This window comes from Micromonospora sp. Mcm103 (genome assembly GCF_024519755.1).
Lineage (GTDB): Bacteria > Actinomycetota > Actinomycetes > Mycobacteriales > Micromonosporaceae > Micromonospora > Micromonospora aurantiaca.
Genome location: NZ_JALJRJ010000014.1, coordinates 74,024 through 86,229 on the forward strand (window position 1 = coordinate 74,024; position 12,206 = coordinate 86,229).

Annotated in this window: 11 protein-coding genes; 3 read left to right on the top strand and 8 right to left on the bottom strand. The window is 75.1% G+C overall.

All coding sequences use genetic code 11. From position 1 onward, the window contains the following. The 6 genes from OC439_RS18390 to OC439_RS18415 all read right to left on the bottom strand — a co-directional run bounded on the left by OC439_RS18390 (position 1) and on the right by OC439_RS18415 (position 5,879). A complete protein-coding gene (locus tag OC439_RS18390; RefSeq protein ID WP_135239705.1) occupies positions 1-255 on the bottom strand; it encodes an acyl carrier protein in 255 nt (84 codons plus the stop codon). Between the two features lie 49 nt (positions 256-304). Further along, positions 305-1,054, bottom strand: a complete 750-nt coding sequence (fabG, locus tag OC439_RS18395) for a 3-oxoacyl-[acyl-carrier-protein] reductase (protein ID WP_262014491.1) — start codon at positions 1,052-1,054, stop codon at positions 305-307. Next, positions 1,051-2,073 (bottom strand): methyltransferase, encoded by a 1,023-nt coding sequence (locus OC439_RS18400; protein ID WP_262014492.1) that lies wholly within the window; start codon positions 2,071-2,073, stop codon positions 1,051-1,053. Before OC439_RS18400 ends, fabG begins: the two co-directional genes overlap by 4 nt. Before the next feature lie 2 nt (positions 2,074-2,075). Beyond that, positions 2,076-3,779 carry a carbamoyltransferase N-terminal domain-containing protein gene (locus OC439_RS18405; protein WP_262014493.1) on the bottom strand — a complete coding sequence of 568 codons (1,704 nt, stop codon included), beginning with the start codon at positions 3,777-3,779 and terminating at the stop codon, positions 2,076-2,078. A 52-nt stretch (positions 3,780-3,831) separates the two neighbouring features. Further along, the gene (locus OC439_RS18410) at positions 3,832-4,122 is read right to left on the bottom strand and encodes a phosphopantetheine-binding protein (protein ID WP_216933389.1); all 291 of its coding nucleotides are present in this window, start codon (positions 4,120-4,122) and stop codon (positions 3,832-3,834) included. Between the two features lie 77 nt (positions 4,123-4,199). Next, entirely contained in the window at positions 4,200-5,879 is a 1,680-nt protein-coding gene (locus tag OC439_RS18415; RefSeq protein ID WP_262014494.1) for a carbamoyltransferase N-terminal domain-containing protein, read from the bottom strand. A 226-nt stretch (positions 5,880-6,105) separates the two neighbouring features. Here OC439_RS18415 and OC439_RS18420 point away from each other — a divergent pair, with 226 nt between their 5' ends. From OC439_RS18420 to OC439_RS18430, 3 genes are read left to right on the top strand one after another with little or no spacing between them, the layout of a single operon-like run. Continuing rightward, positions 6,106-7,776, top strand: a complete 1,671-nt coding sequence (locus tag OC439_RS18420) for an AMP-binding protein (RefSeq protein WP_262014495.1) — start codon at positions 6,106-6,108, stop codon at positions 7,774-7,776. After that, positions 7,773-8,738, top strand: coding sequence for an FAD-dependent oxidoreductase (locus OC439_RS18425; protein ID WP_262014496.1), 966 nt, complete (start codon positions 7,773-7,775; stop codon positions 8,736-8,738). Before OC439_RS18420 ends, OC439_RS18425 begins: the two co-directional genes overlap by 4 nt. A 39-nt stretch (positions 8,739-8,777) precedes the next feature. Next, entirely contained in the window at positions 8,778-9,833 is a 1,056-nt protein-coding gene (locus OC439_RS18430; RefSeq protein WP_262014497.1) for a hypothetical protein, read from the top strand. Between the two features lie 42 nt (positions 9,834-9,875). On the opposite strand, the gene OC439_RS18435 is transcribed toward OC439_RS18430, so the two are convergent. After that, positions 9,876-11,294: an aldehyde dehydrogenase family protein gene (locus OC439_RS18435; RefSeq protein ID WP_209310267.1), complete on the bottom strand. Its 1,419-nt coding sequence runs from the start codon at positions 11,292-11,294 to the stop codon at positions 9,876-9,878. A 14-nt stretch (positions 11,295-11,308) separates the two neighbouring features. Continuing rightward, the gene (locus OC439_RS18440; RefSeq protein ID WP_135239697.1) at positions 11,309-12,193 is read right to left on the bottom strand and encodes an NAD-dependent epimerase/dehydratase family protein; all 885 of its coding nucleotides are present in this window, start codon (positions 12,191-12,193) and stop codon (positions 11,309-11,311) included. Positions 12,194-12,206 lie beyond the last annotated feature (13 nt).

Genomic DNA, 12,206 nt, shown 5'->3' on the forward strand with positions numbered 1-12,206 from the left:
CTAGCTGTCCCAGCCCGCGTAGGTGGCGGTGATCTCGTACACCGCCTTGAGGTTTTCCATCCCGGCCAGCTCCCGCTGCGGGATCTCCACCTTGTAGCGCTTCTCGATCCGCGCCAGCATCTCGATCGCCCGCAGCGAGTCGGCCTCGTACTCGTCCTGGAAGTCGGCGGTGTCCGTCAGCTCCGACGGCTCGACCTCGAGCACCTCCGCGACCAGCTCGCGCAGCTCCTCGAGGTGGGTTTGCTTGTCCGACATGACACTGTTCCTCTCCTGGTACGACGGTCGGTGGGGCACGGCACGGGCGTCACAGGACGATCCCGCCGTCGACGTGGAAGACCTGGGCGGTGATGTACGACGCGGCGGGCGACAGCAGGAAGGCCACCAGCGGCGCCACGTCGTCCGGTACGCCGAAGCGCCCCAGCGGGATGGCGGCGAGCGCCTTGGCGCGCGACTTCGACGGCAGCGCCGAGGTCATGTCGGTGTCGATGAACCCGGGCGCGACCACGTTGGCCCGCGACCCGTAGGGCGCCATCTCCTTGGCCAGCGAGCGGGTCAGGCCGATGATGCCGGCCTTCGCCGCCGCGTAGTTGGTCTGACCGGCGTTGCCGTAGACACCGGCGACCGAGGAGATGTTGACGATGTCGCCGGCCCGCCGCTTGAGGAAGCGGAACCCGACGGTGCGGCACAGGTTCCAGGTGCCGGTGAGGTTGACGTCCAGCACGTCCCGCCACTGGTCGGCGCGCATGAGCACGGCCGGGGCGTCCCGGGTGATGCCGGCGTTGTTGACCAGCCCGGTCAGCGGGCCGATCTTCTTCTCCGCCAGCGCCACCAGCTCCTCGACCGCGTCCGGGTCGGACACGTCGCAGGACTGGAACAGGCAGCGCACGCCGTGGGCGGCGACCTCCGCCTCGGCCGCCTCGGCGTCCTCGCCGTCGCGCCGGTAGCAGCCGGTGACGTCGTAGCCCAGACCGGCCAGGTGCACCGCGACGGCGCGGCCGATGCCCCGGGAGGCGCCGGTGACCAGGACGTGCCCGGCGGACTCGGAGCCGCTCATGCCGGCGTACCCCCTTCCCCGGCGCCCGGCCGGAACTCGACGTAGGCGAACCCGCCCGGCAGCGCCACCGGCGCGGCCGGATGCACGGCCCGCAGGCCGGCCACCGCCCCCAGCGCCGCCAGTTGCGCGGCGGTGCGCTGGCGGCCGGCGAAGAGGGTCAGCATCTTCAGGTCGGCGGCGGCCGACCACCGGTCCGGTTCGCCGGCCGGGATGTCCTCCACCACGAGCACCCGGCGGCTCACCGCGGCGCAGCGGCGCAGGATCGCCGCGGCGGTCGCGTCGTCCCAGTCGTGCAGGATGTCGAACAGCAGGTGGGTGTCGCCCTCGGGCACGGCGTCGAGGAAGCTGCCGGCGACCACGTCGCACCGGTCGGCGAGGCCCGCCTCCCGCACCGCCGCGCGCGCCCCGGCCGCCGGTCCGGGCAGGTCGAACACGGTGCCGCGCAGACCGGGGTGGGCGCCCAGGACGGCGATCATCGTGGCGCCGCGACCGCCGCCCACGTCGACCAGGTGCCGGGTGCCGTCCCAGGGCACCACGGCGGCCAGGTCGGCGGCGACGCGCCGGGACTTGCCGGCCATCAGCGCGTCGAAGGCGTCACCGCGGGCCGGGTCGGCGGCCAGGTCGTCCCAGAAGGAGCGGCCGTGGACCCGGTCGTACCCGGGTTCGCCGGTGCGCACCGCGTGCAGCAGCCCGGCCAGCGCCAGGTCCATCCGCCCGCCCGGCCCGTCCAGGTCCAGCCAGGCCCGCAGGCCCGACGGGTGGGCGGTGGCGAGCATCCGGCCGGCCGGGGTGACCGCGTACGTGCCCGGCTCGGGCTCGGTGTAGAGGCCGAGCTGGACCAGGTAGCGCAGGAGCCGGCCGAGCGCGTCCGGGTCGGCGCCGCCGGCCCGGGCAAGCGCCTTGAGCCCGGTGTGACCGTCGGCGATGTGGTCGGACAGCCGCAGCGTGGCGGCGACCCGCACGGCGAAGGGCGGGAGCATCTCGAGCATCGCCGAGATGTCGGCGCGACGGGCCACCATGGTCAGCGGTCCGCCGTGTACAGCCGGCCCCGCGACCAGACCCGCGGCACGCCGCCCCAGCGCATCGCGGAGGCGGCGTCGGGGAAGAAGCCGCGTCCGGGGTGGTTGGCGCTGGTGTTGCAGAGCACCGGGATGCCGGAGTGCCGCTCGTACGCGGTGAGCAGTTCGAACAGCAGCGGATGGGCCGGGCCGACGGTCTGCAGCCGGGCGCTGCCGTCGGCGTGCACCACCGCCGGCACGCGGTCCCGCCACCCGGGCCGGATGTGGTGCTCGAAGAGCATGTACGGGTCGGGGGTGCCGGGGTCGAACACCTCCGGCGCCCGCTCCTCCAGGCAGATCGGCGCCACCGGCCGGTACGACTCGCGCAGCTTGATCTCGTTGAGCCGGTCCTTCATCGCCGGGTCGTGCGCCGGGGCGATGATGCTGCGGTGGCCCAGGGCGCGCGGGCCCAGCTCGGCCCGGCCGTCGACCACCACGACCGGCTCGCCGGTGCGGTGCAGCAGCTCCGCGAGTTCGGCGACGCTGCACGGGCGGCCGGTCCAGCCGGGCGGGACCGGCGAGTCGACGAGGTCCGGGCCGTCGAACACCGACCAGCGCAGCGCGGCGCGGCCGGTGCGGCGGAACAGCTCCGCGCAGGCGGTGCCGATGGCCGAGCCGGCGTCGTTCGGGAACGGCGGCACCCACACGTCGCTGAAGTCGCCGCTGGCCCGCAGCCCGGAGTTCCACTTGATGTTCAGCGCGCAGCCGCCGGACAGGCAGAGCGGCTCGCCGGCCCGCACGTGGGCGGCGCCCGGGCCGGTACGCAGCCCGCGCAGCAGCAGCCGGAACAGGAACTCCTGGAACGAGGCGAGGATCGCCGCGTCCGAGAGCCGCAGCGGCGCGAGCCGGCGCCGGGCCTGATGACTCCAGAGGAACGCGCCGGTGATGCCGATCGGCAGCATCGACTCGGCCAGCTCGGTCATCACCGTGATCGCCTCCTCGCTGGCCGGGGCCAGTGAGGCGTACGCCATCGCCTTGCCGGAGACCGGCAGCAGCGCCTCCAGCTGGGCGAAGTCGCCCAGCCCGCCGAGCCGGCGGCGCTCGTCGGCGGGGACGCCGAACGGCGGGAACAGCGAGGCGAAGATCGGGTAGAGGGCACCGACGATCGGGACCACCACGCCGAGCGAGTGCAGCGCGGGCGTGGCCGGGTCGAACCGGTAGAGGGTGGCGGGCATGCCGCCGTCCCACACCAGGATCAGCGCGGCCCGGTCCGCCGCCGCGTACGGGCTGGTGCTGTAACCGGCGAACGCGTGGCCGGTGGCGTGCGGGTAGCTGGAGTAGTCGAAGGTCTTCGAGCCCAGCGGCAGGCCGCTGCCGGTGGTGCGCGGGTGGGCCGGCAGCGGGTTGCCGGGCTCGGCGATGACCGCGTAGCCGGCCAGGTCGATCATCTGCCGCCCGCCGTCGGGCAGCTCGATCTCCGCCGCGGTCCGTCCGTCGCCGGACTGCACCCAGCCGTCGACGCTGATCGCGTCGATGTCGCCGATGCCCAGGCCGTGGCGTTCCAGCTCGGCCACCACGCCGCTCAGGTCGGTGAGGCGGGCGTGGCGGCGGCGGTTGCCGACCTTCTCCTCCTCGACCGACCAGAGCAGACGGTCGCCCCGGATGAGGGCGTGCGCGCCGTCGTGGGTCAGTTTCAGCCCGCAGATGACCTCGTCGTGCTCGGACAAGTCCGCACCTCCACCGATCGTTGCCAGCCCTCACACGGTCCGAAGTGGACCGTCACTCCGTCGTGGCGGCCAGCGGCTCGGCGTCCTTGCTCTCCAGCTGCCGCACCACGTGGTTCTCGATGTCGGCGGCGGTACGGATGTTCTGCACGCTCTGCTCGTCGATCGGCGGCAGGTCGAACTCGTCCTCCAGGGCGAAGGCGAGCTCCAGGAGGGCCAGGGAGTGGTACTCCAGGTCCTCGACGAGGAGCACCTCGTCCTGGTCGCCCTTCTCCGGGTTGGGGGCCAGTTCGAGGACCAGCTCCCGCACCCGCTTCCGCGTCTGCTGCTCATTCGGAATCGGCACGGGGGCACCGTAACCCCGCCCCGAGCGCCCCCGGAAGCGTGCGCGAACTCGACCGCGGACACCCTCCGGAGGCGGGCTCAGAGGCGCTCGTAGAGCACGTCGTCGGACCACACGTACCGGGTGCGGCCCCAGGACATGGCGGTGCCCGGGTCGGGGAAGAAACCGCGTCCCGGCAGGTTCGCGCTGGTGTTGCAGAGCACCGGTACGCCGCTGAGGCGCTCGTAGGCGCGCAGCAGGTCGTGGACCACCCGGTTGCCGGCGTCGACGGTCTGCAGCCGGGCGCTGCCGTCGACGTGCACCACCGCCGGGATGCGTTCCACCCAGCCGGCCCGGACGTCGTGGTCGAAGAGCATGTACGGGTCGCGGGTGCCGGGCGCGAACACCTCCGGCGCCCGCTCCTCCAGGCAGATCGGCGCCACCGGCCGGTACCACTCCCGGCCCTTGATCTCGTTGAGCCGCTGCTGCATGTCCCGGCTGGTGGCGGGCGCGATGAGGCTGCGGTGCCCGAGCGCGCGCGGGCCCAGCTCGGCCCGCCCGGTGAGCACGACGACCACCTCGCCGCGCTCGTGCAGCAGCGCGGCCAGGTCCTCGACCGGGCACGGCCGCGACGTCCAGCCCGGCGGCACCACGCCGTCCCAGCGCAGCTCCGGCCCGGCGAACTCGCTCCACTGAAGACCGGTACGGCCGGTCGTGCGGGCCATCTCGGCGCACGCGGCGCCGATCGCCGAGCCGGCGTCGTTGGGGAACGGCGGCACCCACACCCGCGGGAAGTGCCCGCTGCTCCGCAGGCCGGAGTTCCACTTGATGTTCAGCGCGCAGCCGCCGGACAGGCACAGCGGCAGCGCCCGCAGCTCCGGGTGCCGGTCGAGCATCGCCACCATGCCGGTGACCAGGGCCCGGAACAGGTACTCCTGGAACGAGGCGAGCAGCTCGGCGTCGGTGGCGCCGAGGCCCCGGGCGAGCTGGAGCACCCGCTGGCTCCACTGGAACGAGCGCATCGGCGTGTCGACCGCGCCGAACTGCGCGGTGACGGCGCCCATCACGTCGATCACCGCCTCCACCGGTTTGCCCAGCCCGGCGTACGCCATCGCCTTGCCGGAGACCGGGAGCAGCGCCTCCATCCCGAACCGGCGGTCCGGGTCGGCGCTGCGCCGGTCGACCCGGAACGGGTCGAAGTGCGAGGCGAAGATCGGGTACAGGCCGCCGATGAACTCGTTGACCCGGCCGACGCCGCGTACCCGGGGTCCGTCCGGTTCGACCAGGTAGAGGAAGGGCGGCATCCCGCCGTCCCAGACCAGGCCGAGCGCCGCCTCGCCGCGCTGCGCGAACGGGCTGGTGCAGTAGCTGGCGAACAGGTGCCCGGTGGCGTGGGTGTAGCTGGCGAAACCGGCCGGGCCGAACCGCTGCGGCAGCGGGCCGTGCCGCGCGTCCAGGGGCCGCGCCGCGTCGGTCACCGGGTCCTCGTAGCCGGCCACGTCCAGCGGGTGCGGGCGCGCGCCGTCGAGCAGCCACACGTACGAGGTGCCGTCCCGGTCCCGGGCCCAGCCGTCGACTGCCACGCCGGTCAGCTCGCCCGCCGACAGGCCGTGCCGGCGCAGTTCGTCGTGGATCACGTCGATGTCGTGCAGTTCCGAGTGGCGGTTGTGGTTGTGGAGCTTCTCCGCCTCGGTGGAGAACAGCAGCCGACCGTCGTCGATCACGGCCACCGCGCCGTCGTGCGTGACCTTCAGTCCGCAGATCAGGGATCGTCCAGGCACCTTCGCAGCCTCCTCGCCGGGTCCGTTCAACTGGGCAGAATGCCCAGTTGCCCGCACCTGACCGGGCAGGCGTGCCAGGGACATCGCGCCCACGTCACACGTCGAGCGCATGCTCGCGCCGGGCCGGCCGGCGCCGCAAGCGTGCCCGCCGGCCGGCTCGCGCGGGCCTGCCGCCGTCGCGTGGCACCGCGTTACGCTCCGCCCACCCGTGCCCAGGAGGTCCCCGATGGACGGACAGGATCGCGCCGCGGCGGCAGGCTCGCCGCTGACCGACTGGGTGCACCGGCCGCGCCCGGACGCGGCGGTCCGCTTCGCCGGGCCCGGCGACGGGTGGGACGAGTGGAGCTACGAGCGGCTCGCCGAGGGCGCCCGCCGGGTCGCCGCCGGGCTGCGCTCGGCCGGGACCGCCGACGGCGACACGGTGGTGATCGTGGAGCCCACCGGGCCCCGGTTCATCCAGCTCTACTTCGGCGCGATGGTCGCCGGCGCGGTGCCGGTGCCGACCGCGCCGCCCGCGTTCGGCCAGGACCTGACCGGGTACGCGCGGGCGCTGGCCCACCTGGTCGGCCGGGCCGCCCCGCGCATGGTGGTGACGTCCGCCGCGCTGGCCGGGCAGCTCGCCGGGCTGGTGCCGCCGCCGGTGCCGGTGCGGGTCGACGACGACGTGATCGCCACCGCCGACCCGGGCCCGTGGCCGGGCTGGGCCCCGGCCGAGCTGGCGATGCTCCAGTTCACCTCCGGCTCGACCCGGGCGCCGCGCGGGGTCCGGGTGCCGGTGCCGGCGCTGGAGGCCAACGTGGCCGCCATCGCGCGGTGGCTGCGGATGCGGCCGGAGGATCCGACCGCGTCGTGGCTGCCGATGCACCACGACATGGGGCTGATCGGCTGCCTCATCACGCCGGTGGTGCGGCAGAGCGACCTGTGGCTGCTCTCCCCCGAGCAGTTCGTCCGATCCCCGCTGCGCTACCTGCGCTGCTTCGGCGTCCACGGCGCGCGGCTCACCGCGATGCCGACGTTCGGGCTGGAACACGTCGCGCGCAAGGTACGCCCGCAGGACCTGGACGGCATGGACTTCTCCGCCTGGCGGGCGGTCATCGTCGGCGCCGAGCGGGTCGGCGCCGGCGCGGTGGAGCGCTTCGTGCGGCTGCTGGCCCCGTACGGGCTGGACCCGCGCGCCATCCTGCCCGCGTACGGGCTGGCCGAGGCGACGCTCGCCGTCACCGGTCTGCCGCTGGACGAGCTGTGGACGTCGGTGCCGCTGGACCCGCGGCGGGTGGTGCTCGACGGGCCGGTGCCGCTGGCGCCGGAGACAGGTGGCGCGCTCGTCGGCTCCGGCCGCCCGCTGGACGGGATCCGGGTCACCGTCGTGGACCGGGACGGCCGGGAACTGCCGGAGGACCACGTCGGTGAGATCGTGGTGGACGGTCCCTGCCTCACCGACGGCTACCACAACGAGCCGCCGGACGCCGACACCGGCCGCCGGGACGGGCCGCTGGTCACCGGCGACGCCGGGTTCCTGCACGACGGCGAGCTGTTCGTGCTGGGCCGCATCGGCGACAGCGTGAAGGTGCGCGGCCGTACGCTGCTGGCCGAGGACGTGGAGGCGGCGCTGGAGTCGGCTGGCCTGCCGCGTCACCGGCAGACCGTCCTGCTGGGCATGCGCGGGGACCGGCCGACCGCGGTGGTGGTGGTCGAGCAGGCCGATCCGCTGCGGCTGGAGGCGGCGCAGGGGCTCGTCGGCCGGGTGACCGAGGGCGCCGACCTGGTGTTCGTCCGGGCCGGCGTCGGCACCATCCCGCGAACCACGAGTGGCAAGCCGAAGCGGCGTGAGCTGTGGAGAATCTTCCTGACAGGACAGCTGACCACAGCCGCCGCACACTCGGAGGATCCTTCATGACCGCACGTCCGGACGTCGTCGTCCTCGGTGCCGGTGTCACCGGTCTCAGCACCGGCATCCGGCTGGCCGAGGGAGGCGCGCGGGTGCTGATCCGTACCGCGGAACCGCCCGCGCGGACGACCTCGATGCAGGCCTCGGCGCTGGTCGGCCCGAACCTGTCACCGCCGGACGACCCGCAGCGCGCCTGGACCGACGAGACGCTGCGGGTGCTGCGCGACGAGCCGATGCCGGGCGTGACGCTGCGCGAGGGCGTACTCGCCGCCCGGCCCGCCGGTGCCACCCCGCCGTTCGTGGAGCAGACCCCGGGTTTCCGGCCGCTGGACGAGCACGAGCGCCCGGCGGGCTTCGGCACCGCGTTCACCGTCCGGCTGCCGCTCGTCGACATGCCCGTCTACCTCGCGTACCTCCAGCAGCGCTTCCTGGACGCCGGCGGCGAGCTGCGCACCGAGCCGGTGGCCTCGCTCGACGAGGCGGCGACTGTTGCGCCGGTGGTGGTCAACTGCACCGGGCTAGCCGCCCGGGCGCTGACCGGCGACGACGAGCTGTACCCGGTGCGCGGCCCGAAGATCGTGGTGCGCAACCCGGGGATCGAGCGGTTCTTCCTGGAGGCGCCGATGACGCCCACCTGGGCGTCGATCTTCCCGCACGGCGACCACGTGGTGCTCGGCGGCGCGCAGCGGCGCAGCGACGACACCACGCCCGACCCGGACGAGGAGCGGGACATCGTCGCGCGGTGCGCCGCGATCGAGCCGGCCCTGGCCGGCGCCGAGGTGCTCGCGCACACCGTCGGGCTGCGCCCCGGCCGCCCGGCCCCGCGGGTGGAGTCCGAGCGCCGGGGGGACGCGCTCGTCGTGCACAACTACGGCCACGCGGGGAACGGCGTCATGCTCTCGTGGGGATGCGCCCGCGACGCCGCCGCGCTGGCGCAGGGCGGCGGGACCACCGACCGGCCTGACGAGTGAGCCGGCGCCGCCGGGCGCCGGCCTGACCGGAGGGACACCATGTCCACTGCCACCTGGGCGTCCGGCGCCGACGCGTCGGCCCTGTTCCGCACCGCCGCGGACCGGGTCCGCGCGATCGACGTGCAGCACATCCGGGACGCGCTGTACGCACCCGGCGGCTCGTACCGGTGGCCCCGGCACCGGATCAACGAGGTGGAGCTGGAGTGGCGGCGCTGGCGGCTGCGTCACCACCTCGGACTGCGCGACGAGCCGCCGGCCTCGATCCGGCTGTACGAGCGCCTGGCCGTGTCGGCCGGGGTGCCGCCGGCCGACGTGTCACCGCTGGCCGGCGGTGGCCCGCTGGTCGACGCGACGTACGACCAGATGTTCCCGCAGGGCCCGCTGATCATCAGGGCGGTGAAGTCGCGGGTGGTGCGGCGGCCCACCGACCACGAGGTGGACGAGGAGTACGCGGCGCTGCTGCGCGAGTCCAGCGGCCGGCGCAGCGACTACCTGTCCATGCTGGACCCGTCCGGCTACTACTGGCACATGCCGGACCTGATCTCGGCGGCCACCGCGCGGGAGTGCATGAAGGACGTCGAGGTGCTGCTGGCCGCCCCGCGCGGGGAGTCCTTCGCGGGCGGGCCGCAGCCGGGCTGGGACGTCGAGCACGACGCGCTGGTGAGCCGGTCGATGAACGCGTACCTGGGCGCCGGGCCGACCCTCATCAAGATCCACGAAGATCCGGCGCTGGTCGCCGAGATCAGCGCCCGGATGGGCCGGCCCATGCACCCGACCCGGTGCACGTACCTGCGCTACGAGAAGGGCGACTACCTGGGCGTGCACACCGACCAGCCGACGTGCGAGGTGTCGCTGCTGTTCACCATCGCCGGCGACCCGGGGCCGATGCGCTCGTACCTCGACGAGACCGGCCACGACCCGGCCTGGCTGGACCGGTGGGTGCGGGAGGCGGGCAACTTCCCCGACGGCGGGCTGGACTTCGTCTACCAGCCGCGCGAAGGGCTGGCGCTGACCGGCCGGGCGGTGCCGCACGCCCGCCTGCCGCAGGCGGAACGGGCCGTCATCGGCGCGTTGTTCTACAGCGGCCTGACCTGACCCGCGCTCCGGGCGCCCCGGAGAGGGCGCCCGGACGGCGGCTCACCGGGGACGGTGACGCACCTGCGCGCCGGTGTAGCCGTGCAGCCCGGCCACGCCGCCCTCCACGCCCAGCCCGCTGCACTTCAGGCCGCCGTACGGCTGGTCCGGGGTCAGTTCGGCGTGCGAGTTGACCCACACCGTGCCCGCGTCCAGCCGCGCGGCGACGTCCCAGGCGCGCTGCGGGTCCGCCGACCACACCGAGGCGCCCAGCCCGTACGGGCCGGCGTTCGCGGCCCGGACCGCGTCGTCGAGATCGGTGTACGGCACGACGGGCAGCACCGGCCCGAACTGCTCCTGCGTCACGACCGCCAGGTCGTCGGTGGCGCCGGCAAGCACGGTGGGGGCGAAGAACCGTCCCGGGCCGGGCAGCGGCGCGCCACCGGCCGCGACCCGCGCTCCCCCGGCGGTGGCCGCCTCGACCAGCGCGGTGACCCGGCGCAACTGCGCCCCGGTGGTGAGCGGCCCCAGCTCGGTGCCCTTCACCGCGCCGTCGCCGACCCGGGTGGCCCGGGCCCGGTCGGCCAGCGCGTCGACCACGCGACCGTGCCGCGACGCCGGCACGTACAGCCGTTTCACCAGCATGCACGCCTGCCCGCTGTTGGCGAACGCCTCCCAGAACAGCTTCTCGGCGATAGCGTCCGGGTCGGCGTCGTCGAGCAGGATCGCCGGGTCGTTGCCGCCGAGTTCGAGGGTGACCCGCTTGAGCCCGGCCCCGGCGGAGGCGGCGACCCGGCGCCCGGCGGCCACCGACCCGGTGAACGACACGTGCGCCGGCACCGGATGCGCGACCATCGCCGCGCCGAGGTCGTCCCCGCCGGACACGACGTTCACCACGCCGGGCGGGAACAGTGGCGCCAGCAGCCGCCCCAGTTCCAGCACGGCCAGCGGCGCGTACGGCGAGGGCTTGAGCACGACCGTGTTGCCGGCCCGCAGCGCCGGGGCCAGCTTGGCCGCGGCGATCGCGACCGGGAAGTTCCACGGGGTGATCGCGGCGACCACGCCGAGCGGACGGCGGGCCAGCTCGACGTGCCCGCGCCGGTCGTCGCGCAGCAGCTCGGCGCCGAGGTCGAGTCCGGCGTGGTAGCGCAGCGCGCCGGCCGCGCCGTACGCCTCGGCGATCGCCATCGCCGTCGGTTTGCCCTGCTCGGCGGTGACCAGGGCGCCCAGCCGGGACGCGGCCCGCGACACCTCCTTCGCGGCGGCGAGCAGCGCGGCACGCCGGGCCTCGTCGTCGGCGGCCCAGCCGCCGGCGGCGGCGAGCGCCGCGTCCATCGCCCGGTCGAGCTGCCGGCCGGAACAGACCGGGGCGGCGCCCAGCGGCGCGCCGGTGGCCGGGTTGTCGACCGGGAGGACGGCGGCCGCCTCCTCGGCCACGCCGCCGATCGTCATCGCCGGGGCGTGCTCAGCGGTCGCGGTCATGGTGGCGTCCTCCGTCACATGCGGCCCGCGCGGCGGGCGTCCTCGATCGATGGGTAGTCGGGCCGGAAGCCCAGGTCACGGCGGGCGGCGGTGGTGTCCACGACGCAGCCCAGCGGGCCGCCCTCCTCCGCGTCGCCGGCTCCGGCGCCGCGCGCGGTGAACTCCGCGGCCAGCGGGCGCAGCAACGCCGCCGAGGCCGGCTCGTCGTCGGCCAGGTTGTACGTGTGCCCGGCGGCGGCCGGGCTGCGCAGCGCGGCGAAGATGCCGGCGCGCACGTCGGCGTGGTGCACCAGGTGCAGCCGCTCGTCGTCCGGCCGGTGCGCGGCCCAGCTCAGCGCGTCGGCGAGATGCGGGTCGCCCTCGCCGTAGGTGAACGCGACACGCAGCACGCACACCTCCAGCTCCCCGCCGGTGAACTGGCGCAGCGCCGCCTCCGCGCCGAGCTTCGCGGCCGGGAACGACGACTCCGGCGACTCCAGCAGCGGGTCTTCCTCGCGTACCGGCCGGTCGCCGGCGGGCGCGTAGACCAGGTAGCTGCTCATCTGCACGAACCGGCGCACCCCGGCGTCGAGCGCGGCACGGGCCAGCGCCGCGGTCGCGGTCCGGTTCACCTCCTCGGCGCCCGGCCCGTCCAGGCCGACGAACGCGGACGCGATGTGCACCACCGCGTCGACCCCCTCGACCGCGCTGCGGCACACGGCCGGGTCGCGCAGGTCGCCGGTGACGAGCCGGCCGCCGCCCGGCCCCGGGCCGGGGCCCCACACCAGCAGGCGCGCCTCGCCGCCGAGCCGCTTGAGGTGGGGCAGCAGCCGGGCACCGACCCGGCCGGTCGCGCCGGTGAGCAGGATCCGGCCGAGCGGCGCCGGCTCGGCGTCGACGGTCTCCACTGGTACGCGCATGGCTGTCGCCTCT